Source organism: Paenibacillus sp. FSL K6-1230 (assembly GCF_038002385.1).
Classification (GTDB): Bacteria; Bacillota; Bacilli; order Paenibacillales; family Paenibacillaceae; genus Paenibacillus; species Paenibacillus massiliensis.
Genome location: NZ_JBBOCK010000001.1, coordinates 644,436 through 667,336 on the forward strand (window position 1 = coordinate 644,436; position 22,901 = coordinate 667,336).

The following is a 22,901-nucleotide window of genomic DNA, read 5'->3' on the forward strand; positions in this document are numbered from 1 at the left end:
CAAGGAGGGTTCAAGTGGATTCTACGATAACTTACGGTCACATTGAAGTCATGCCATATACCTTTATTCGGTTACATGAGCTGAGGATTATCAAGACAGTCAATGATCATGCACGGATGATATGCAGCGGCATTATTGCGGAAGAGAATCGAGAACGATATGTACGCGCCTCAGATGAAGAGACTGAGGTCAAGGCATTCGTGAGGGATAAGTCGGGTAAGCGCCAGGCTCTATTTCGTGGGATCGCCCTGAATGTGGAGGAGAAGGTCGTGCATGGAGTTCATTATCTTACCTTTGAAGCGATCTCGCATACCTACCAGTTGGATATTAAGCGACGTTCGCGATCCTTCCAGAATCCTCGGCTTACCTATGCTGGCTTAATCGAGCAGATCATGTCAGATTACCCCAAAGGGGAGGCGATGGATGTGGTCACCCAGCAGAAAGCCATAGGGACCTTCATCATGCAATATGACGAGACCGATTGGCAGTTCCTGAAGCGAATGGCCTCTCATTTCTACTCCCCTTTAATACCAGCAGTGGGCTACGGTGTTCCCAAGTTTTATTTTGGGATGCCTATGGGATTAAGCAAGGGAGAGCTGCAATCTCCTTACTACAAGGCAACCAAGCGGGTAGCCGCGTATCAGACCGCTGCAGACAATCGTATTCCCGGGGTACATGATACGGACTTTATACAATACGAGGTTCAGAGTGAGAAGCTGCTGGAGCCGGGCTATGAGGTGACATTCAAAGGTCAGTTGCTGCTCGTGGCCGAGGTTGAAACGGAAATGCGTGAAGGTGTGCTGATCCATACCGCCAAGCTGTCCCCCCGGAGTGGGCTGCGTCCGATCAAGGATTACAACCGCTCGATTATCGGCGCCTCTATTCAGGCAAGTGTGCTGAGTGTCCGGCAGGATCAAATACGCGCCAAGCTGGATATGGACGATCAGCAGGACCCCAATACCGATTATTGGTTCCCTTACTCTACCATCTACGCCTCCGCGGATAATACAGGCTGGTACTGCATGCCGGAGGAAGGGGACAGCATCCGTATCTATTTCCCAAGCTACAAGGAAGAGGAGGGCTATGCCATCAGTTCAGTGAAGCGTCAGGCACAGGCGCCTGCTGCGAGACCTGCGGCTTCCGCAAGTGGGAAAGTGTCTGCCACATCCAGCCGCTCCTCATCTGGAGCGGCGTCTCAGACCGCTGCTGCTCCTGCTCCTTCCGTGGCTGCGGTAGCTCCCGCACCAGATCGAATGGCCGATCCAGCCATCAAGACGCTCCGGACCAAGTATGGCAAAGAGATCATGCTGGCTCCTGATCAAATTGTCATTTCCGGTGACGGGATGTCTATCGTCATGAATGACAATTCTGGGATTAGTATCGTCAGCGGCAAGAATGTGAGCATCAGTGCGGCCTCTGACATTGTCATGAATGCGGGCAATATTCAGCTGTCTGCCGAGACGATCGAGCTCTCGGGCAAGGGGAATACCGTGACACTTAACGATAAGACGATCATTTCTGGCACCGAAATCAAAATGAACTGATCAGACGGGAGGACTCACAGCCATGGACAGGTTGTCAGCGCTACAGCACTTCAGAGAACAGGAGGTGGCCCCGCTCCTCAATCATCAGTTGGACCTTCTTGAGACTACATTTCATCAGTGCCAGGGACAGTTGATCACGGATGTCCTCGCTTCGTTCCGACACCTATGCATGCAGATCCATCAGCAGCAGGAATTGGACCATCAAGGACCGATCGACTATATTCACTATTCCCTGCTGCGTACGCAGGTGCTAGAGCAGTCATACCTGTACATGGTGGAGGCTTATTCTGCCGGGTGGTACACGGACGACTCAGAGATTCGCTGCACCTATGATGCCTCATGGGCGTATGCGCCCCTGGGGCAGATGGTACTAGAGCTGGAGCAGGCACGCAAAAAATACATGGGCTCCATCCATCCTGCTGACGTCGAGCATTTGGTATTGGGGCTGGTTCCTTATTTTCATCAATATGTGAAGGCTCTCCTCCACTTGGCATTGCCTGCAGCCATAGAGTTGCCGGAGTATCAGGATATGGATAAAGCGAATCGACTCATGATTCGAACAGGCGAATATCGAGACTACAGTGAAAGTGTATATATTGAGGACTCGGTAGTGAGAAGTGCTGATGAACGGGTCGAGCAATTGCTACAAGCGGATGAGGACAAGCCGTATGTCTACGAGAATCTGAAGCAGCTCGCATGGCCACATCTGCACATATTGGAGCGGGATTTACGATACAACGATTTTAGCCATAGTGAACTCATTGCCAGTCGATTCGAAGCATGTATTCTGATCGGAAGTCGCTGGCAGCATGCTGCCTTGCAGGAGAGCAGCTTTGAGGGCTCCTTGCTGACGGATGCCGATTTTCGATTCAGTCAGCTTGCGAACACCAGCTTTCGCCGCGCCAGTGCACTAGCCAGAAGAGAAGGGGGAGAACGTTCACCGGGGCTATGCGGGGTACGCTTCGAGCATGCTTGCCTGGATGGGGTGGATTTTACGGATGCGGAAGGCTTTGAGCATGCTTACTTCGCGGGAGCCTCCATGCAAGGGACTCGTGTACCACGTAAGTACAGCCAGAGCTGGCGACTAAGTGAGCTTCAATCCCGTTCCATCATCTGGACGGAGTAAGGAGGACATGCTATGCACCAATATTATGCAATTGTAAATGAAGATCGTACCTCCCGCCGTCTCAAGCTGGTCCACCCTGACTTACTGGATACGCCGTTCGTCCGTATGCCACCTGCCCAAGTATGGCAGGCTCAGGCTGCGGCGGAGGAGGATTATACGGATTGGCTTCCTGTATCCAGGGAGCAGCCGTTAATGTCAGATACCATGAAGCGAATTCTGGAGCTGTACAACGTACATATTCGCTGGAAGCAGATCCATCTGGTGAGCCCAGACACGAATCATCAGGAGCTCTATTGGATAGCTCATGTTCCTGTAGTAGAGGGGACCTCCATCCACTCAGAGTTTCACCCGCATGATCAGACCCTGAAGCGTCTTGTACTGGATGCAGCGCAGATCAAGGAGCATCATTACTTTCGGCTTGGCGGAGTGAGAGAGCCTTACTTCATCGTGAGTCTGGAGGCTGCGGAAAGTTTGCTTCGGCGTGGTCTGACGGGCTTTCGCCTACATAAGCTGGAGTTCGTGTGAGGGGAGGAAGGACTTGAATATGTACTGGGATGAAACGTTCCTAAAGCTGCGCAATCAGCAAGTGCTGCGGGAAAAGATAGATACAACAGAGAACGAAGAGAACTGGATGCTTATAACCACAGAGCAGGCTGTAGAGGAGATTCCGCATGGCGCATTGGTGTTGCCGGAGGGGCAGCAGATTTCATTTCATCCGGTCCCCTTATTGGATGGTGATCTCATCCTGCACTTGCCCGTAAGCTGGATTCCTGAGACTCCTGCACAGCAAGCCAATAAGAAGCCCGGGAGCTGGACGGCTCGGGATCATGAGCAGGGGATCTTGTTGGGTATTCACCATAGCGCACAGGAACTGCTTCCTGCACAGGTGGAAGAATATCAGGAGCATCTGTTACATCAGATAGGATGTACACAGCCTGCCATGATGAGGGTGGAGCAGAAGCTTATACCGCTTCAGGATACTCACGTACACAGCTATACCTGCGTCTTCCCGGTGATGCCTACACCCTGTCTACAGATTGGATTCATCCGCTCTTGGCGGGAGAGGTCGTTAATGGTGAGCTGTCAATTCAAGCTGGAGCAGGCGTCCATGTGGACTCCTATCATCTACGCGATATTCCGCACGGCGACTTGGACGGATCGTAGCTGATATGGCGAATTCATGATGCGAAATACTGGGAAGCCAATATAAATGGGTTGAAATAGATAGGACTGAACATGATCCGATTAGAAGGAGGCTGAACATGCTTTTACAGATGCTAGTCAAGGCCTTAAGCCAGGGGGCATTTGGTGGTGAAAAGACTTATGTGGTGAGAGGGGCCACCTTGCAATGCAGTCAGGGGACAGATCCCGGTGTGCTCAATATGATGTATAGCCATGGTGTCTATATCAAGGACAAGCCCGTCTTGAGCGTAGAAGATGCCATATGCGGCGCCAACATAAGCAAGAAGTATGCTTTTGGACTATGCAAACTGCTGCAAGGTGCTCCTTGCGAGCCCCAGATTGAATTCGGAGCCAAATGGACGGGAGGGAAAGAGGATGTACTCATCGAGGGGGCCCCTGCACTGCTAAGTGATTGCACATTAACATGCAACTGCAAAGGCATACCTGGCGCTCGGATGCCAATAGGCCCGGCCCTTATTGTAGTAGATATTCCCGAGAGCGGCGGGATTATCTCGATTACAGACGATGGGCAGGACGCTTAAGACGATCTCTGAGTCCATAGATGAATCAGGAGAAGAACCAAGGAGACATGGGTATGAATGTAGAGAAAGACCGCCTGACCTATCAACAAATACATGTCGTCTGGCCCTATGGCAGTATCCGTCTTCAGCAGATGGACATGCTCCAGGAATGGGGAGATCACGCCAGACTAAGGATACAGGGGGGTGTTGACCCTTCGCTGGCAGAGTCTCTTCTCAAGGAGGCCAGTGCAGACGACAATATCGAGCTATGGTACGATGACGAGCAGGGTACAAGACGTCCATTGTTCATGGGCCAGCTGTATGATGTACAAGTTCAGCATGCCCCGGAGGAGGCCACGGTTCAGCTGGAGATCATCTCCCACAGCTTCAAGCTGGATACCGAATTCAAGAATCGATCCTTCCAGCGGGTGGATCAACAATTCGTAGAGATTGTAGATATCGTTCTTAATGACTACCCGGGGGCAGACAAGATCGATGAAGCTTTTGGCAAGCAAGCTACAGGGCAATTCATTCTGCAATATCAGGAGACGGACTGGGCCTTCTTACAGCGCTTGGCCTCGCATGCGGGAGCCACGCTCATTCCGAATACATTGTCCCATCACCCTCAGATCTGGATCGGGATTCCACAGACGGGTAAGCAGATTCGGCTGGAGGATGTTCCTTTTACATTGAAAAGAAATCTCGCTCCTTATCTGGATCAAGTCACGAACCGTGGAGCGAGCGTACGTGCAGAGGATTATACCCGTTATGCGTTCGAATGGAATCGTATCCTGCAATTAGGAGATGAGGTGCATCGGGGACACGAGGTCTATGTGATTACCCGGCGAGAAGGGAAGCTGGTACGAGGACTCATGACCTGGTCCTATGAGTGTGCCATTCCCGAAGGGCTGCGAGTACCCAAGAGGTACAACCAGACCATTATCGGTGCGTCGATCGAAGGCAAGATTATCGAGGTCAGCCGGAATCAGGTGCGCTTGCATCTGGATCTGGACAAGCAACCGCCACAAGCGGCTCAATGGTTCCCGTATTCAGCCGAGGGTAATCAGGTGTGGTATCTCATGCCGGAGAAGGGTGCACAGGTGAAGCTGTACTTCCCGGGGCAGGATGAGGATGACGCGATGGTCATTCAATCCGTGAGAACGAAGCCCTCGACGAATGTACCCCAAGCGTCTTCTGCTAACACTGCTGCGCCAGGAGCCATCGTCGAATCGCCAGCTCAACGTCATGCACGGAAGACAGCCGATCCCGGGGTCAAATCCTTTGCCAATCCAGAGGGCAAAGAAATCTCGTTAGGCCAGCAGGAGCTGGCGATGCATGCCCAGGAGGGCGCCCTGTACATCAACATGAATGCCGACTATGGTGTGAGCTTGAACAGCACTCAGCGTGTCCAGATTCAGGCGTCAGGCGGCCTCAGCCTATCTGGTGGACGTATTCAGTTCGTCGGCTCTGACGGTCTGCATCTGGGTACAACCACGGAGAAGCTGGATCTGGCGGAGCAAGTGAACAGCCAAGGGACGGAGGTACAGCTCGAAGCTTCCGTGCATCAATTTTATGGTGAGCCGATACTCTCGGCATTCGAACAGCAGGTAGCCGAAAAAGGGATTGGAATGGTTATGGCCTCCCGCGCCCTGGACAATGCGCTGGAAGAGGGCAAGGGTGCGCTGGATGCAGGCATAGAGTTCGTCGAGGGCGTGTGGAATTTTGCCGTGGATGTCGTCGATATGGGTGCGCAATTGCTCAATCCCGTGGTCGAGCCCGGCGAGATGTTTGGTAAAGGTTTTTTGGAGCATAATGAGACGCAGGCAGGGCTAGGACGTGCTGTGGAGGCAACCGGGACGTATATTGCAGATACGGTCACGCTGAAGAAAAGCTGGTCTGAGCTGGGCAACGACATCGTAGGAGCCGGGGAGTCATTGATTGATCCATTTGTGAAGGTCTATGACGATAAGGGCAACGTGCTCACTCGCAGCGCCGAGGAAAGCTATAATGCGGGATATAACCAGATCAAAGCAGCGGAACGGGCCGTGGATATCATCGGATTTGCAAAAGGTACAGCTAAGCTCGGGAAAAGTATAGGAGATATGAGCAAGGGCACTCCTGCAGTACACGGGGAGTCAACAGGCGGCAAGTCAGGTAGTGGGAGCGGAAATTCAGGCGGGAGGGGTATGGTAGTTCCTCGATGGAATGATACCCTGCACGAGGCGGTCAAAAGTCTGGGTGGAGATGGGAAATTGAAGACGAACGCCCTGCGGCTCCCGCTGGATATAGCCTCGCTGGAGAGCTTTATGCAGAGTCTTGCGAATCGGATGAATATCTTTTCCAAGCGACTCATTCCCGTCGGATTCGGGAAAATCAGTAATGGGCGACCGAGATGGGAGTTCGAGGATTATTCCCGGATGGATAGTAATGGTCGCGGAGGCTCTGGGGGTGGACCAGATAAGCCACCTAAGGATCATCATGGGGATGAGCGAAAGAGAAGGGAAGATGATACTGAGGGGACGGGTGAAATTCCACCTATTGGACCGCGAGGGGAACCTATAGAATTTGTTCCTTCGTTCAAACAAGAGAAAATAGCATTAAAGACTTATGAAAAATTAAGGGCATCGGGTTTAGATATGCAAGAGATTGAAACTTTTGCCCTAAATACTGGGTTGACCGTCGATGAAGCGATCAAATTAAAAGAACATTTGATCTTGACAAAACATGTTAATTTACCAGACCATGTGAATGGCAAATATTATTATGAAGGTTATTTTGATCCCGATATAGATATAGCTTATGGATGGGAAAAAGCATTAATAGATGAGTTATCACCTGAAGAAAAAGAGTGGTTCCGCCAACTTAAAGAACATGAACTAGATGAAAGCATTCGAATGAAAAATGGGGAACCTTACCGTGATATTAAGTCATACGACCCAATAGATGGTATGACGGGTGACCCGCCTGGAGCCCATGATAATGCACCGAGTCCACCAGGTAAATATCCAGACCCAGATTATAGTCCGAAATTATAAAATGAGGTGAACAATTAATGAATGAGAGATTTGAATCCACTAGAGAACAAATTATGAATATAGATTGGTCAAACGAAGAACCTGATAAGCCCTCACATGCAATTCTGCTTTTTGAATTCTATAGGAGAAGGGCCATTTTTTTAGATCAGCTTTCAATTGAAACTACTCAGAGGCGTGCTTTTTTTAGTGCTGCCAAAGAAAGCGAAATTGAAATACCTATTGATATTGAAGCAATGTGTCCTGAATTAGAACTGATAAAAAATGAATGGCTAGTAAAATGGACTTGTTTATTTAGTTTAGAATGGGCTTACTTAATTGACCAAAAAATACCCATTGCACTTAAATTTCATGATATGTACAACCCAATAATTGATTTATTTAAGAGAGGTGGGAGGGTGAGGTATCACCATGCTGATATAATATGTGGGAAAATTGGGAGATCCCGTATACCAAGTAGTAGCCTAAGTGAGTACGAATCAAGAGACATTAGTAATGAAGTGCTTGATATAATGGATAACGCTTGGTACTATAAGCAATTAGATATGAAGCTTTTTTTGGATATCTTAAATACTCAAGAAGAACAAAATGCTGAAGAAATCGCTTCGCAATTACTTGAACGATTAAAAAACTCTAAGTTTGCTTTAGGAGAGAGTGTGATAGTTCAAACTGTTTTGGGTGAATTATTACTTGATAATGATATTTTTGCAGTTGAGTATCTTAAAAATATAGAAACTGAACTTTTGACATATAAAATGAGCGACTTAAATATATTGTTACCTGAATCAGAAAAAAAAGATTTGTCTATGCGAGTTCATGATTTATTAATAAGGCTTAAATGTATTTAATATGATGAGTTTAAGGTAGTGTAATTTTTGTAACTAAATAAAAGAGATCTCCTTTTTAAGAATCACACAGTTCAATTAATAATACCACAATACGTGCTAACTAGCCGTGTTGTGGTTTTCTTTTTTATTCGACGCTATGACGTTACCGAGGGTCCGTCAATTTAAGATTACAACTTAGGGGACGGGTGAAGGTATAACTAAACCGACACTTCCTGAAGGCGGAAAACCTAGAGGTAAGTATGAAACGCGTGATCCTAAAGAATCGAATCCAACAACTTTGCAAAATGAAGCGGCAAACTTACTAGCAAACAAGGGTTACGATATAGAAATGCTACCGAATAAAAAGGGTGGTAATGGTAAATGTGTTTAACAAACATAAAATCCTTATTTATAAGACGGATTGTCAAGCCAAGTGCGACAGTTCCTCTGAAAAGGATTCGTGAGCGGTCCTCCAGTCCAGACATTTACGTGGTCTTTGGTTGATCAAGTGCAGAGCGTTTTCCAGAGCTTCATCCGTGATTTGCGCGAAATCGGTCCCCTTGGGGAAAAACTCTCGCAAGAGGCCGTTGGCATTCTCATTCGAGCCGCGTTGCCAGGAGGAATACGGATCTGCGAAATACACCTGTACGCCATGAGTAGCTTCCAAGCTGGCGTAACAGGCAAACTCCTTGCCACGGTCTGCGGTAGCGGTTTGAAATGCATGGGTAGGATACTGTGAGGCCGCTACACCAAAGGCAATCTCCATGGACAACGCGGTACGGTCTGGCATCCGAATGGCGGTGTACAAGCGGGTTTTGCGTTCGATAAACGTGGCCAAGCAGCCCTTGCTTTTCCCACGGCCTGAGACGACTGTATCGAGCTCCCAATGGCCGAAGGTCTCCCGGGAACGAACCACTTTCGGACGCTGAGAGATGGCCTTACCCACAGCGAACTTGCCGCGTGTCTCTGCAGGTCTCTGCCGTTTACCTTTGTGCCGTAAAACCGTAAGCACGCCTTTTACCAAACGGCCTGTATACAGCCAGCGATAGATCGTTTTAAAACATACCATCGCTTGACCCTCCTGACGCAATCGCTCTACGGTTTGCTCCGGAGACCAGGTCGCCTGAAGCTTTTCTTCGATGCGACTCGCCAGTTCTAGATTCCACTTACCTCCGGAAACTGACGCCTTACGGCGCTGGACATAGCCCTCTTGCGAGTTCTCCGCGCAGTACGGGTGTTCTGCTGCATTTCGGCGGAGTTCACGGCCAATGGTGGCATGATGTCTGCCAAGTTCCTTGGCAATCGCTCTGGTACTTTTCCCCTGCTGGTGGAGGATTTCTAGCTTGCTTCGCTCGATTATGCTAAGATGTGTGTAGCTCATGGTGGATTCTCCTTGTGTGAATGTGGTGTAGGAACCTTCATTCTACACGAATCCGGCCATGGGCTCTTTGGTATATTTATTTCCAGTAGGTGTCGCACTTCATATTACAATCCGTCATAAATAAATAGATATATTTTCTATTAGGTCAAACTTCAGAAGGATTTAAAACATTTAGATGAGCTATTAATCATTGAAGGTCGTCAAGTAACTAGAGCGTACTGGAGGTATGAGTAAAATGGATTTTTCGTTATGTATTGGTTCTAATTTGCCTAAAGAAGAGTTGGGGAAATTGCTCTACAATATGATATGCGAGGTATTATTTGTAGAATTAATTGATTATGAGGCAGAAGTATGGGATAGGTCTTATGCTCAACGCGTAAGTGTCGGTTGCACATATTTTTCAATGAGCATTGATTTAGATGATAATGATGATTATACGGAACGTTATAGGAAGGCAAATATTGATGCGTATGGTGTAGATACGAATGTTTTTATTAGTATTCAATTTATAACGCGTACATTTGATGTCGGATGGAAAAAACTACTCGAAGTTATTGGAAGACTATTGCAGTTAAACAGTCAGGATTTGGTTGTTGAAGATGATTCTACGTATCCTCTATTGAAAAGAGTTAAAGGACGTTTATTAATAAACAGTAAGTTGGATGAATATCGAATCTGGTATATGACAAGAGAAAATCTAGCTCTCCTGAATTATCCATATGAGAAGGGGATTTTGTAAGGATAGGGGGCGGCGCATAATGTGATATTTCCTTATCTGTTGAGTGAAAAATGATGAAGTACTTGTGAGAAGTTTTTAGGTGCGTTAATAATCTTGTATAACCAGTCGTTCAATACAAGATAGCCATCTGTATTATATTATGGTGTTTTTTGTTGGATGAATGCTCAGGCCCATTGCCGAATGAGTCAGGTGGCTGGTTCCAACGGTAGAACTCATCTAATACAAGTATAAGGTCTTCTCCATTTCGGTTCTATATACATTAAATCCTTTAGTTCTATACCCTAAATAACGCTGTTCCGATACATCTAGCAGGTTGATTATGGTCAGATAGCACCGTAATCGATCTGTTTTTTGTTACCTTCACTTTTTCATCAAACGCATCAGTTCGTCGGCTCTGACGGTCTACATCTGGGTACAACCACGGAGAAGCTGGATCCGGCGGAGCAAGTGAACAGCCAAGGGACGGAGGTGCAGCTCGAAGCTTCCGTGCATCAATTTTATGGTGAGCCGATACTCTCGGCATTCGAACAGCAGGTAGCCGAAAAAGGGATTGGAATGGTTATGGCCTCCCGCGCCCTGGACAATGCGCTGGAAGAGGGCAAGGGTGCGCTGGATGCAGGCATAGAGTTCGTCGAGGGCGTGTGGAATTTTGCCGTGGATGTCGTCGATATGGGTGCGCAATTGCTCAATCCCGTGGTCGAGCCCGGCGAGATGTTTGGTAAAGGTTTTTTGGAGCATAATGAGACGCAGGCAGGGCTAGGACGTGCTGTGGAGGCAACCGGGACGTATATTGCAGATACGGTCACGCTGAAGAAAAGCTGGTCTGAGCTGGGCAACGACATCGTAGGAGCCGGGGAGTCATTGATTGATCCATTTGTGAAGGTCTATGACGATAAGGGCAACGTGCTCACTCGCAGCGCCGAGGAAAGCTATAATGCGGGATATAACCAGATCAAAGCAGCGGAACGGGCCGTGGATATCATCGGATTTGCAAAAGGTGCGGCTAAGCTCGCCAAGAGTGTCGGAGATATGAGCAAGGGCACTCCAGCAGTACACGGGGAGTCAACAGGCGGCAAGTCAGGTAGTGGGAGCGGAAATTCAGGCGGGAGGGGTATGGTAGCTCCTCGATGGAATGATACCCTGCACGAGGCGGTCAAAAGTCTAGGTGGAGATGGAAAATTGAAGACGAACGCCCTGCGGCTCCCGCTGGATATAGCCTCGCTGGAGAGCTTTATGCAGAGTCTTGCGAATCGGATGAATATCTTTTCCAAGCGACTCATTCCCGTCGGATTCGGGAAAATCAGTAATGGGCGACCGAGATGGGAGTTCGAGGATTATTCCCGGATGGATAGTAATGGTCGCGGAGGCTCTGGGGGTGGACCGGATAAGCCACCTAAGGATCATCATGAAGATGAACGGAAAAGAAGGGAAGATGAGGAGCAACAGAGAAAGGATGAAGAGGCTGAGGGGACGGGTGAATCTGACCCCAATGTAAGTATTGGAAAAGTATTTCCTACAAGGAAGATTGATCTGAATAAAGAAACACATATTCTTGATAGGGTAAGTGAGTTGAGAGGTAAGCTTTCTAATAGGCTTAAAGATGAGCTGAATTTCGCATATTCTGAAGTAGATATTGCAGGGATTGACAAAAAGGAATTCTATGCACATAGTAGCTTAAATGGTGATAACAAGGCGAAAGATTATGCTGATTTTTCGTTAAAGCCACCTAAACCAAAGTATGAAGCAACACTTGCACCAGATAGAGGCGGAAATATAAGATTAAGAGATAACGATACGGAGTATAAAATACTCAATGATTTAGCCGCAAGACTGGATAAATTACCTGACCCTTCAAAGGCTAGTGGGAAAATAAAATTATTTACTGAGTTAGATACGTGTGCAAGCTGTAGTAGAGTTATTGAGAGATTTCATAAAGATTATCCAAATATTGACATTGAAATAATTCATAACGGCGATGAATTAGTAATTCCAAAGAATCCTTAAAGGGGACACTAATATGAAACGAAATTATGAGGCATTATTCGGTGCGTTTTATGAAAGATATTTTGATTTCAAGAGTGAGGGAATGAGCAATGCTGAAGCACTCGTCTGTACGTCTGAGGCATACTTCGGTGTACAAAAAAGAGGTGAAATGGAGAAAGCGGTAGTTGTCATTGCAGAAGGAAGGATTTATTTAACACATTCAAAAATCTTTATAAATTCTAAAGAGAAGATAGTTAATCAGCTGAAGGATTTAGATTTAGAAAAGTTACAACTTGAAACAACCTCTGATGAGTATCAAGATATACTAGAACGAAGAGATATGGTACTTGAAGGGATAGAAAGTATTCCTGTTGATCGTAGTCCGTATACAAGATGGTATTACAATGAAATGGAAAAAGAAGTAAAGGACTATTTTATGGAAATTATCGCCAACATCAACAATGCGAGTGGGATAATTGAGAAAATGGAGAAAAGGTTTGATCGTGAATGTAGGAGTACTCGGAGCGAGAATATTGTTGTTAAAACAACACTTGCCGAACTGCTTATTAGACATAGCATTAAACCAGAGAATGAATTTTTGAGTTTGAAAATTGAATTAGAGCGGTTCGATATAAGTGAAATAGGTCAACAATTAACAGAATCCGAGAAGTTTGATCTATCTATCCGAATTAAGGAAGTGTTAAGTAAAATTAAAAATTTATAGACCAATTTTCAAAAATGTTTTCTGAAACAATGTTAAGTTGGACTACAATCAATTGAATCCACAATACGAGTTAACCGCCGTGTTGTGGTTTCTTTTTTGTCCATCGCTGTATGCGAAAAAATACACTTATATAAGTGACGGCTTATCCTAAATTTTTGATTACTTGTGAATTGAAGAGTGGAGGAGGATCATTATGAGTTATAATATAAAGTGGTCTGATCAGGTATTTTTAGATGAAAAGAAAGTTAAAGACTTAGAGAGCAAGTGGAATGTAAAGCTTCCTAAATCGTATGTTGACATTGTGCTAAAACATGATGGCTCAGTACCATATGTCATGAATGATCAGGAGGAGTGGGAGATAGGAGTTGTTAAAGTGAAGGGGAAGTTAACTTGGAGCATTCAACTACTGTCTTTAATAGAAAAAGAAGTCCTGGGAGAGGTTATTTCTCCTATTGAATTAGCATATAATACTTTAAGTGAGGCATTACCCAAAAAGGTCTTTCCTTTTGCGATTAATGGAGCTGGAGATAAATTTCTGTTTGATTATCGAGAAGATGAGAATGAGCCGAAAATCGTTTACCAAAATCATGAGGACGTTATTCTGGAATCTGAAATTACTGATGAGGAATTGGAAGAAAAGCTACTAGAAGAGTGGCAGGACGAAACATTAGACTACGTTAGTGAATCCTTTGAAGTATTTCTTAGCCATATCTCAGTAAGAAAATAAGGTTTGAAAAAATAGCTAGATAATATCAATCCGCAATTGAGATTTTCTCTCATATTGCGGATTTTTCACTTTTTTTGGAGACAAAAGGACTATTCCCGGATGGATAGCGATGGTCGCGGCGGCTCTAGTGGTGGACTGGATAAGCCGTCTGAGGATCATAACGGAATGGATGGAAAATAGTAGAATATAAGGGGGCGGGAGAAAAGATGGGGCTGAGAAGCCGTGAAAAGTTGACTTAGACAAAGTCAGAGAAGTGCGACGGATATTTATCAGGAATTTATGGATAATTACGGTGATAAGGGAAGTTATCATGTAAGAGCACTAGATGAGTATGAAGATTTAGCAAGAGCAAATAGAATCAAAAGCATTATGGTTAGCTTTTTCCATATAAAAGAGAGGCAGTAATAAGCCAACTCTGTATCCAGTCCTTTCAATTTATTGCCATCCACCGCCCCAATACACTAAGATGAACATGAACTAGAGGGATGATCGTAGCCCTAGCTTTTGTTTTCTGGAAAGGATGAATACATATATGTTAAATCTTGTCCCTGAGCCGATCGGCTTCATCATATCTACGACGGATGTGGAGGTCGTCTACACCGAGCATGGCGGAGCTAAGATCCGGCTTGATGTCCGCAAACCTGATATTCAGCCAACGAATGCCCAGTCCACGGATATCCAGCCGATAGAACCAATGGAATACGAGGAATTGGAGATTTACTTTCCGATTGTTGCGGAGGTCAATTGTATAAGCTTGAACTTCTACGAGGCACATCATGGGGAGTTCGAGATTCTGGATGGGCAAGGAATGAATGGGTTCTATGCCGTACAGGACTCGCAGCATCTTCAGCAGCGGCAGCCTTTATACGACCCGCGCAATCGTCTGAACCTGCGGCATTATCTTATTACAGGGAATGATAGCTATATAGAGCTTATCGCCTCGGATTACAGTATACGCAAGACACAGAAAGAGAAGTAGTGCTACAGAAAATACGAAACAAGGACTCGACCACAAGCAGCTATCTCTGGATAGCTGTATTTTTGCATATTACCACAGCGTCCCAGACTTATAAAAGATCACAGAAGCGTTCAGACTATCCTTGTACAAGAGTATCGGCGTAAAGTAAATTGCAGACTTTTTATTTAAAATTTTATAGAATAAGATTCGACATATCACAGCGTCGTTTGGCGCTGACGAGGAGGAAGATTATACGAATGCTGGAGAAAAAGGTGACCTGGCTTGAGCTCTTCTACGATCTGTTGTTCGTCGCTGCGGTCTCCAAAGCCACGCATGTGCTATTACATGTCGAGCATGGCAGTATTTCACCAGAGCATCTGGGGAAATTCATACTTATTTTCATCCCGATCTGGTGGGCCTGGGTCGGTCAGACGGTGTACGTCAATCGTTATGGTGAGGATCGTAATACACAACGGGTAGCTATGATTGTGCAGATGTTCTTTGTACTGATCATGATCGCGAGTCTGGACGTGAACTTTGATGCAAACTATTTACCGTTTCTGATCGGATACATCGGTCTAAGGGCGCTAACTGCGATCCAGTATGTGATAACGGCCCGTGCTCACACGCATCATAAGCGCGAGACAGCGAGTTTCTTCGGAAAGTATTTCTGGATTGGCATCGTCATCTCTTGCCTGTCGATCTTTCTGGACTCGGGACTGCGGTATGTGGTGTTGTATGCGGGGATTGCGATCGATATCCTAGTGCCCATCATTGGGCGGCGCAAGCTGGTCATCACACCGATTCAGACGTCACACCTGCTGGAGCGCTTCGCGCTGTTCACCCTTATTTTGCTCGGAGAATCTGTTGTGAGCATGATCTCTGTGCTGGAGGAGCAGCATTTTACGATTCAGTCGATTGTGTATACAGCCTTGTCCTTCATGCTGGTCATTGCCGTCTGGTGGCAGTATTTCGAGAACGTCGAACGCTATGTGGATAAAGAAAAGCAGACGGCAGGACAGACAATTATGTACGGTCACCTGTTCATTTATCTCTCGCTAAGCATGATGGCTGCATCCTTGCAGCTGCTGTACCTTGGAGGCTTGGAGTACACGTTCATCTTGTGCTTTGTGTTCGGATCGGTACTGCTGTATTTCTGGTCGGTGATGTTCACCTTCCATTCGTTCAAGTTCAGCCATCGCAAGCCGAGCTACAAGCTCATGCTCTCCTTGACATCAGTCATCGGCGTGCTATTCGTATCAGATTTATATCTGGCTGCTTCACCGCAGCTGATACTGGATGAGCTGTTAGCATTCTTTATCATTTTTGCGAAATTAACAGCTTGATATGGGATCACGATGATATGTAGCGGTCTAATCGCGGGAATCTGGTGAATCGCGGGAGATCAATGGAGTAGTCTTATCGAGTAATCTTGACAAAGTAATCTCAACGGCAGGACAAAAAACATGAAGCGGGTAGCAGTGATCGTATGGATCGTGCACCCGCTTGTTTGTATTGGCAGGTATGCTAGCAGCAGAGCCTCTGCTCAGAAGGAGACTGTGCTAAACCCTGCAATTGCCCTAGAGCAGGTGCGGATAACGAAAGAGATGATAACTTTTTGTAAAAGATAGACTTACCCGTGGAACTCAGGATCTGTCTGTCGGACCACAGCATAGACCGCCTCTTGCAGCTCTGCATAATCTTCAGGATAGACCAGTTCCGCAGAACCGAATTGTAGCTCTACACCTCGCACACTTCCGGGTGTCAATTCGATTCTCTGCAGCTTAAGCTCAAAGGCAAGGCCATCCGCAAAGGCAACTCCATCCCGATCTCGGTAAGCATAGAGACCTGAAATGTCCTCCAACGTAACGTTCAGTATGCCCTGGTCTGTGAATTGCATATCAATCATCCTCCATGCTAGATTGTAGATAGCAAGAAATGGTGTGGAAGCGATTTACTCATATGGAGTATATATGATGGCACAAGACATAGGCAAATTCTCGCATAGACAGCGATAGACTCCATATTTTGCGTGTATGTGGGTTCTGAAGGCCAAGGTTTGTCTGTACAACAGCTATATGTAAGCTCAACAAAGTCAATTGGAATTCAAAAATGACTTGAGAAATTAGGAGGATTCACATGTCTTTGTCTGAAGAGAAGCAGCAGCAACTAGATCAATTGTTGGATGAGCACAGCTTCACACATGCTCGGTCGTATCTGCAGGAGCAGACGAGAGCGGGAATCCGCTTTATCAAAGCTGGAGCGGCAGACTATGGGCGAGTATGTAGCTCCAGAATAGGCGGGGAGCCGGATCTGCCAGAGGAGTGGGCATGGCCGCTAACCAAGGATGACGTGCCCGTGCCTATGACATTCCTGGCACAGCTTAATTTGGCAGAGCTGCAAGACGTAGACGCTACAGGCCAACTTCCTGCGAAGGGGATGCTGTATTTCTTCGTAGGAGTGGATGAGCCTGCCTATAACATCGAGCATCGGGTGCTGTATGCCAAGGAAGAGGAATTACCCACCGCACGTCGTCGCTCGACTCCTGAGGAAACTGCGCTGGAAGAGGAATTCAACGGTTACCAGCTAGCGGCACGCCCTTCCTTGGAAGCACCGAATTATGCTTACGTGGATTATGATGTGATTGAAGACGAGGAGCATGAGTACGAGGATTATGAGGATCTGCTATTATCTATGAACGGGGAGGAAGACGATGTAGCTGTGATGTTCGGTTATCCAACGGGGCAGCATGACGACGACTTCCATGAAGCAGCTCTTACGATCCTCACGGGCAAAAACTACGAATACAGTAAGGACAAAGCCTTGAAGGCCATTGCTGGACATTTTGATGGAGATGAGACCCGGGCACAGCAGGAAATTGATAATACCTTGATGCTGCTAGAGATCGAGACAGATAGTGAGATCGGCTTTTGCTGGTGGGATGCGGGCGTGCTGCATTTCTTCATCCGTAAAGAGGATCTGCTGGCAGGCAACTTTGAACGGACTTATTGTGCCTTGTATTCGAGCTAGGGAATATAAGGAAATAAAAGATATAAGTGATATAGGCGATATAAGTGATGTAAATGATGTAAATGATGTAAATGATGTAAATGTAAGTTAAATGATAGTGGATTGTGGTCACTGAGGAGGTTCTATGTGGGCATGGGGAATTGCGTGCGTTAGTGGTGCGAACCCCAAGCTCACATGAAATCCCCGGGGGATTCGCACCTCAGATTTTGTCGAAACTGAGTCGAATGTGAATAAGGTGTGAACAGGTGGCGTGGAAAAAGCCCTCTATACCTTTCATTTGTACGAAAGTGCGGTAGAATGGAAGGTGGAAGCACCTTTTTTACGTTGTTTTCCGCTGTCGCACTCTGTATGAGTGCGTGGATTGAAATCATACTTACTGGTATAGCGATCAATGGCTGCTTGGAGGTCGCACTCTGTATGAGTGCGTGGATTGAAATATATATGCTGCTTCTGCCCTCTGACGAGGCGTGGAAGTCGCACTCTGTATAATCTCATGAATTAATACAGCTTGTTAAGCTCCAGAATTCTCGTCGTTTAACGGACTAGCAGTCTTGATAACATTACTCTCCGGCACACAATTACTGGATACCAGAAATAACGGGTAAGCTAAAACTCGAAGTAAGAGGGCCCTTATTGTGGGGCCACTCTTTTTCTTTTCTGCAAAATCATGGTTTCGAGCATGATCTAATCAAGTGTCTGCATTTTATTCATTAGTCGTCTTAAATGTCTTCTATTAATGGAATATTATGTTTTGAGAATACTAGTGATATAATTAAAGTACTTGTGTATATTAATTCCATAAAACCATAAAAACGTAATTGCGGAGAGGGGTATCTCATGCATACACCCACGATTCGGACAGAAATTAATGAGTATTTACAGGTTCATAATATGAAAACGAGTGATTTCGCTACTGCTACCGGGCTGAATCCAGGAACAGTAAGTAGTATTTTGACTAGTAATCGTGCTCTATCTGTACACCAATTGGATTGCGTAACAACAGGGATGGGGAAACCGGAAGACTATTTTTACACCCGATATGTTCAAGATTATATCGTTGATACATCTCTGGATTGGAGGAGAGTTAAATCCTTTCTTAATCGCTGTGCGGTATTGAATCGTTTGGATTGTATAGCCCAAGTAGTAGTTCTACTGATGGACAATTTTACATATTATGCAGGGTTGGTTTTCGACCTGGCAGAAGATTTTTTTGAGCAAAAGCAATACGAAGCCGCAGCATTACTCTATAGAAATGTTGCTTTTAGCGAGAAGAACCAGCATTCTGAACGTCTAGCTACTTGCCACTACAGATTGTTTCAGATGCGCATTGGTGATGATCAAATTCAAAATATGAAAGCAGCAATTGAATTTGAACCGTATGCCGAACGGCTGGAGGAGATCGAGCAACTGGACGCACTGAAAGACCTCGCCAATCTCTACCGTGCTATAGGACAATGGGATAAGGTGTTTGAATTAGCCCAGAACATGGGACGGAAAGCCAAGATCCAGTATAGGCTGAAGCATCAGAGTGGCCGGAAAAACAATGATGCATTCAATAAACTCAGCAAGCCACTATTTACGTATATAGCATATTCGGACCACTTATCTGCAAGCGCCTGTGACGAGCGTGGAGACTATGAGCAGGGCGCACGTCATATTCAGGCATATGGTGACCTCAGTTGGGTAAAGGAAGAAGATTCTGAAGCTCTGCATTGGATACAAACATACCGCGAATGGGCTGAAATTAATGCTTGTGTGAATAAACTTATGTCAGGCGATATGAGCGTTCTCCATCAGTACGTAGATTATATTGAGAACAAACAGGACAATATCTTCGTGGAACTGATAAATGTTCTAGAAGTGGCTATGCTTCATAACGTAGATATAGACTCCATTATTGAGCGTTTTGAACATCGGGTCATGGACTCATGGGATCAGGAATCGGATGACGTGTACACCCGAAATGTATTACCAGATGAAATGGCTAGGTTCTGGTATAAAACGGCAAAATATCGTTTCGGACGTGGTTCTTATTTGTATGGCTTTAAATCTTTAATTCTATGTTTGGAATTATCTGTTACTATTAATAATAGATCACTGATACTAAGTGCTATGGGCCTATTTGAGTATTATCGTGATTATTCTACACCCGAAACACAGAAGCAGTTTAACAAAATCATCAAGGAGGTATGGGTTAAACATGATGAAAAGGATGGTTTCTTCTATAGTTTTAATTAGTTGCTTTATGGCGGTATGCTTCATAAATCCACTAATCCCAGGAGTTCCAGGAGAGCAGCCGATATCGCCTATAGTTATTCAACCACAGGGACATACAGGCGGGATGTAACATTTTAAATGATGGATTTCTCAATATATAGTGTTGTAGCTCCTTTGTGAGTTGTAATGCAGAGAAGGGGCCTTCCCGATCCGATTGGTGGATTAGGAAGGCTCCTTCGCCTATAAGATGGATTAGTCTTTTGGAGCTTAAGTTACAAAATGAGGGTGCAGACATCTGGTGCGAACCCCAAGCTCACATGAAATCCCCGGGAGATTCTCACCTCAGATTTTGTCGAAATCGAGTCGAATGTGTATGGAATGTGAATGGTTTCGAGTTGAAAGTATGAGTTGCGTTTTATTTTTTCGGGTTTACGTTAAAATAAGAGATGGAAACAACTCTTTTACGTTGTTTTCTGCTGTCGCACTCTACATGAGTGCGTGGATTGAAATTATTCGAGTGAACAGAGCCTCTCCAGCACCTTCTATGGTCGCACTCAGTACGAGTGCGTGGATTGAAATCTAATCTATACATGAACATAAGATGCACTGATATTTCCAATCGAAGGTATGAGTCTTTTGACTGGAGAGTAGTGCTTGAGGCCATGACTTTCGAGGGTGGAACCCCGTTCACGTCGTAGCTGAAAACTGCACGAATTATGCAAATCGGGTGGAATACGGCATTTGGCTGTGAAAGTTGGATGTTATATATCGATAGAATCATACAAAGATGTCGTTACAATATTCCGAGACGCGCAATCTGACATAGAGTCAGTGCGCGTTTTTTTAGTGGATGTTTGGCGAAAAGCAGGATTATGGAAAGAGTAGATGAGATTACTGCTGTCAGTTAAAACCACTAAATCTAGCTTATAAGCCAATTAAAATATATGCAAGGAATGAGACGTGAGTGTAGCGCCAGTGGGTACACAAATTGTAATGGATACTACAAATTTTGGAATAAGGATAATTTTGAGTGCAAAGATAACCTCCTTACTATGATAGGTTCATTGATTACAAAAAAATTAATAACAGATATACCTGAAAAATAAACTTACGATCTCAAAAAAAGAAATAATTTACAAAATATATCTATTTATGGTATATTTCTGATGTAAATTTATTTACAAATTATCAATAAAAAGGAGATGGGATTTTGTTTGACGGATTGTCAAGCCAAGTGCGACAGTTCCTCTGAAAAGGATTCGTGAGCGGTCCTCCAGTCCAGACATTTACGTGGTCTTTGGTTGATCAAGTGCAGAGCGTTTTCCAGAGCTTCATCCGTGATTTGCGCGAAATCGGTCCCCTTGGGGAAAAACTCTCGCAAGAGGCCGTTGGCATTCTCATTCGAGCCGCGTTGCCAGGAGGAATACGGATCTGCGAAATACACCTGTACGCCATGAGTAGCTTCCAAGCTGGCGTAACAGGCAAACTCCTTGCCACGGTCTGCGGTAGCGGTTTGAAATGCATGGGTAGGATACTGTGAGGCCGCTACACCAAAGGCAATCTCCATGGACAACGCGGTACGGTCTGGCATCCGAATGGCGGTGTACAAGCGGGTTTTGCGTTCGATAAACGTGGCCAAGCAGCCCTTGCTTTTCCCACGGCCTGAGACGACTGTATCGAGCTCCCAATGGCCGAAGGTCTCCCGGGAACGAACCACTTTCGGACGCTGAGAGATGGCCTTACCCACAGCGAACTTGCCGCGTGTCTCTGCAGGTCTCTGCCGTTTACCTTTGTGCCGTAAAACCGTAAGCACGCCTTTTACCAAACGGCCTGTATACAGCCAGCGATAGATCGTTTTAAAACATACCATCGCTTGACCCTCCTGACGCAATCGCTCTACGGTTTGCTCCGGAGACCAGGTCGCCTGAAGCTTTTCTTCGATGCGACTCGCCAGTTCTAGATTCCACTTACCTCCGGAAACTGACGCCTTACGGCGCTGGACATAGCCCTCTTGCGAGTTCTCCGCGCAGTACGGGTGTTCTGCTGCATTTCGGCGGAGTTCACGGCCAATGGTGGCATGATGTCTGCCAAGTTCCTTGGCAATCGCTCTGGTACTTTTCCCCTGCTGGTGGAGGATTTCTAGCTTGCTTCGCTCGATTATGCTAAGATGTGTGTAGCTCATGGTGGATTCTCCTTGTGTGAATGTGGTGTAGGAACCTTCATTCTACACGAATCCGGCCATGGGCTCTTTGGTATATTTATTTCCAGTAGGTGTCGCACTTCATATTACAATCCGTCGTTTAAAAAAAGATTGCTATTAGCTGTACCTATTTTGGCACTAAGTCTTTTTAGTATTGGTAGTGTTACTAATGCCGCAGAAGGAACTTTCTTAGGACAAACTTCAGGTTTACAAGGAGTGTATGGTGGTTGGAGTGAAGACGAAGGATATTTTACTATTCAACCTGCAATTAGTCCCAATGCAATTACTCCTTTTGCACCAAGTGCGGCGCCTAAATGGCATAAAGCTGATATTAGATCGTATTCTGCAGGCGCCTCTGTTATACGTGAGTACATTGTTGCAACTACAGAATGGCCAGATGCATATCATTACACTGTTGCGCAATACGAAAATAAATACAATGGTAATGTCCAAGCAAGTAGTGGACGAGTTTACGGAATGGACCAAACAACTGCAATCAGTGGAGATGTAGATGGAGAATTTCGAGGGCTTTATTTAAAAGCAAAATCATATTATGGTAGATAATAGTATAGCATGTATTTTGTTGATCGATTAGAAATATAAATTAAAAAGAAGAATTAGACTGATTTTATGTTGATGATCATACCCTTAATGTACCCCTTCGTCATATTATTACATACATAGTTTTAAACAAACTCAATGAAGGGGTT

At 45.6% G+C, this 22,901-nt stretch carries 19 protein-coding genes; 16 read left to right on the plus strand and 3 right to left on the minus strand.

The window, feature by feature from the left end:
• Window positions 1-50 precede the first annotated feature (50 nt).
• The 7 genes from MKX74_RS02835 to MKX74_RS02865 all read left to right on the plus strand — a co-directional run bounded on the left by MKX74_RS02835 (window position 51) and on the right by MKX74_RS02865 (window position 8,253).
• Window positions 51-1,544 (plus strand): hypothetical protein, encoded by a 1,494-nt coding sequence (locus MKX74_RS02835; protein ID WP_445667300.1) that lies wholly within the window; start codon window positions 51-53, stop codon window positions 1,542-1,544.
• Between the two features lie 22 nt (window positions 1,545-1,566).
• Window positions 1,567-2,670, plus strand: a complete 1,104-nt coding sequence (locus tag MKX74_RS02840) for a pentapeptide repeat-containing protein (protein WP_341177443.1) — start codon at window positions 1,567-1,569, stop codon at window positions 2,668-2,670.
• 12 nt (window positions 2,671-2,682) lie between these two features.
• The gene (locus tag MKX74_RS02845) at window positions 2,683-3,195 is read left to right on the plus strand and encodes a hypothetical protein (protein ID WP_341177444.1); all 513 of its coding nucleotides are present in this window, start codon (window positions 2,683-2,685) and stop codon (window positions 3,193-3,195) included.
• Window positions 3,196-3,208: 13 nt separating this feature from the next.
• Entirely contained in the window at window positions 3,209-3,838 is a 630-nt protein-coding gene (locus MKX74_RS02850) for a hypothetical protein (protein ID WP_341177445.1), read from the plus strand.
• Window positions 3,839-3,932: 94 nt separating this feature from the next.
• The gene (locus MKX74_RS02855; RefSeq protein WP_341177446.1) at window positions 3,933-4,394 is read left to right on the plus strand and encodes a DUF4280 domain-containing protein; all 462 of its coding nucleotides are present in this window, start codon (window positions 3,933-3,935) and stop codon (window positions 4,392-4,394) included.
• A 20-nt stretch (window positions 4,395-4,414) separates the two neighbouring features.
• Entirely contained in the window at window positions 4,415-7,408 is a 2,994-nt protein-coding gene (locus MKX74_RS02860; RefSeq protein WP_341177447.1) for a contractile injection system protein, VgrG/Pvc8 family, read from the plus strand.
• A 17-nt stretch (window positions 7,409-7,425) separates the two neighbouring features.
• A complete protein-coding gene (locus MKX74_RS02865; protein ID WP_341177448.1) occupies window positions 7,426-8,253 on the plus strand; it encodes a hypothetical protein in 828 nt (275 codons plus the stop codon).
• Window positions 8,254-8,656: 403 nt separating this feature from the next.
• On the opposite strand, the gene MKX74_RS02870 is transcribed toward MKX74_RS02865, so the two are convergent.
• Window positions 8,657-9,613: an IS30 family transposase gene (locus tag MKX74_RS02870; protein WP_028591466.1), complete on the minus strand. Its 957-nt coding sequence runs from the start codon at window positions 9,611-9,613 to the stop codon at window positions 8,657-8,659.
• Between the two features lie 235 nt (window positions 9,614-9,848).
• On the opposite strand from MKX74_RS02870, the gene MKX74_RS02875 reads away from it, so the two are divergent.
• From MKX74_RS02875 to MKX74_RS02900, 6 genes are all read left to right on the plus strand, one after another.
• Window positions 9,849-10,352 carry a hypothetical protein gene (locus tag MKX74_RS02875; RefSeq protein WP_341177449.1) on the plus strand — a complete coding sequence of 168 codons (504 nt, stop codon included), beginning with the start codon at window positions 9,849-9,851 and terminating at the stop codon, window positions 10,350-10,352.
• 351 nt (window positions 10,353-10,703) lie between these two features.
• A complete protein-coding gene (locus MKX74_RS02880) occupies window positions 10,704-12,356 on the plus strand; it encodes a deaminase domain-containing protein (RefSeq protein ID WP_341177450.1) in 1,653 nt (550 codons plus the stop codon).
• A 13-nt stretch (window positions 12,357-12,369) separates the two neighbouring features.
• Complete coding sequence (locus tag MKX74_RS02885; RefSeq protein WP_341177451.1) at window positions 12,370-13,059, plus strand: Imm3 family immunity protein; 690 nt, start codon at window positions 12,370-12,372, stop codon at window positions 13,057-13,059.
• A gap of 193 nt (window positions 13,060-13,252) precedes the next feature.
• Window positions 13,253-13,786: an SMI1/KNR4 family protein gene (locus MKX74_RS02890; protein WP_341177452.1), complete on the plus strand. Its 534-nt coding sequence runs from the start codon at window positions 13,253-13,255 to the stop codon at window positions 13,784-13,786.
• 532 nt (window positions 13,787-14,318) lie between these two features.
• A complete protein-coding gene (locus tag MKX74_RS02895) occupies window positions 14,319-14,765 on the plus strand; it encodes a hypothetical protein (protein WP_341177453.1) in 447 nt (148 codons plus the stop codon).
• A gap of 236 nt (window positions 14,766-15,001) precedes the next feature.
• Window positions 15,002-16,090, plus strand: a complete 1,089-nt coding sequence (locus tag MKX74_RS02900; protein WP_018887433.1) for a low temperature requirement protein A — start codon at window positions 15,002-15,004, stop codon at window positions 16,088-16,090.
• A 287-nt stretch (window positions 16,091-16,377) separates the two neighbouring features.
• On the opposite strand, the gene MKX74_RS02905 is transcribed toward MKX74_RS02900, so the two are convergent.
• Window positions 16,378-16,644 carry a hypothetical protein gene (locus MKX74_RS02905; RefSeq protein WP_341177454.1) on the minus strand — a complete coding sequence of 89 codons (267 nt, stop codon included), beginning with the start codon at window positions 16,642-16,644 and terminating at the stop codon, window positions 16,378-16,380.
• Between the two features lie 239 nt (window positions 16,645-16,883).
• Here MKX74_RS02905 and MKX74_RS02910 point away from each other — a divergent pair, with 239 nt between their 5' ends.
• Together MKX74_RS02910 and MKX74_RS02915 are read left to right on the plus strand one after the other, a co-directional pair.
• Entirely contained in the window at window positions 16,884-17,774 is an 891-nt protein-coding gene (locus MKX74_RS02910; protein WP_341177455.1) for a YwqG family protein, read from the plus strand.
• An 837-nt stretch (window positions 17,775-18,611) separates the two neighbouring features.
• On the plus strand, window positions 18,612-20,012 hold the full coding sequence (locus tag MKX74_RS02915) for a transcriptional regulator (RefSeq protein ID WP_341177456.1): 1,401 nt from the start codon (window positions 18,612-18,614) through the stop codon (window positions 20,010-20,012).
• A gap of 1,204 nt (window positions 20,013-21,216) precedes the next feature.
• Here the strand turns inward: MKX74_RS02915 and MKX74_RS02920 are convergent.
• The gene (locus MKX74_RS02920) at window positions 21,217-22,173 is read right to left on the minus strand and encodes an IS30 family transposase (protein WP_028591466.1); all 957 of its coding nucleotides are present in this window, start codon (window positions 22,171-22,173) and stop codon (window positions 21,217-21,219) included.
• 12 nt (window positions 22,174-22,185) lie between these two features.
• Here MKX74_RS02920 and MKX74_RS02925 point away from each other — a divergent pair, with 12 nt between their 5' ends.
• Window positions 22,186-22,755, plus strand: coding sequence for a hypothetical protein (locus MKX74_RS02925; RefSeq protein WP_341177457.1), 570 nt, complete (start codon window positions 22,186-22,188; stop codon window positions 22,753-22,755).
• The last annotated feature ends 146 nt before the right edge of the window (window positions 22,756-22,901 follow it).

What these genes read in the sequence shown, in the direction of transcription:
- MKX74_RS02835 (WP_445667300.1), top strand. Translation starts at nt 51, where the DNA reads ATGCCATATACCTTTATTCGGTTACATGAGCTGAGGATTATCAAGACA.
- MKX74_RS02900 (WP_018887433.1), top strand. Translation starts at nt 15,002, where the DNA reads ATGCTGGAGAAAAAGGTGACCTGGCTTGAGCTCTTCTACGATCTGTTG.
- MKX74_RS02920 (WP_028591466.1), bottom strand. Translation starts at nt 22,173, where the DNA reads ATGAGCTACACACATCTTAGCATAATCGAGCGAAGCAAGCTAGAAATC.
- MKX74_RS02860 (WP_341177447.1), top strand. Translation starts at nt 4,415, where the DNA reads ATGAATCAGGAGAAGAACCAAGGAGACATGGGTATGAATGTAGAGAAA.
- MKX74_RS02910 (WP_341177455.1), top strand. Translation starts at nt 16,884, where the DNA reads ATGTCTTTGTCTGAAGAGAAGCAGCAGCAACTAGATCAATTGTTGGAT.
- MKX74_RS02890 (WP_341177452.1), top strand. Translation starts at nt 13,253, where the DNA reads ATGAGTTATAATATAAAGTGGTCTGATCAGGTATTTTTAGATGAAAAG.
- MKX74_RS02885 (WP_341177451.1), top strand. Translation starts at nt 12,370, where the DNA reads ATGAAACGAAATTATGAGGCATTATTCGGTGCGTTTTATGAAAGATAT.
- MKX74_RS02855 (WP_341177446.1), top strand. Translation starts at nt 3,933, where the DNA reads ATGCTTTTACAGATGCTAGTCAAGGCCTTAAGCCAGGGGGCATTTGGT.
- MKX74_RS02875 (WP_341177449.1), top strand. Translation starts at nt 9,849, where the DNA reads ATGGATTTTTCGTTATGTATTGGTTCTAATTTGCCTAAAGAAGAGTTG.
- MKX74_RS02865 (WP_341177448.1), top strand. Translation starts at nt 7,426, where the DNA reads ATGAATGAGAGATTTGAATCCACTAGAGAACAAATTATGAATATAGAT.
- MKX74_RS02915 (WP_341177456.1), top strand. Translation starts at nt 18,612, where the DNA reads ATGCATACACCCACGATTCGGACAGAAATTAATGAGTATTTACAGGTT.
- MKX74_RS02895 (WP_341177453.1), top strand. Translation starts at nt 14,319, where the DNA reads ATGTTAAATCTTGTCCCTGAGCCGATCGGCTTCATCATATCTACGACG.
- MKX74_RS02905 (WP_341177454.1), bottom strand. Translation starts at nt 16,644, where the DNA reads ATGCAATTCACAGACCAGGGCATACTGAACGTTACGTTGGAGGACATT.
- MKX74_RS02845 (WP_341177444.1), top strand. Translation starts at nt 2,683, where the DNA reads ATGCACCAATATTATGCAATTGTAAATGAAGATCGTACCTCCCGCCGT.
- MKX74_RS02840 (WP_341177443.1), top strand. Translation starts at nt 1,567, where the DNA reads ATGGACAGGTTGTCAGCGCTACAGCACTTCAGAGAACAGGAGGTGGCC.
- MKX74_RS02870 (WP_028591466.1), bottom strand. Translation starts at nt 9,613, where the DNA reads ATGAGCTACACACATCTTAGCATAATCGAGCGAAGCAAGCTAGAAATC.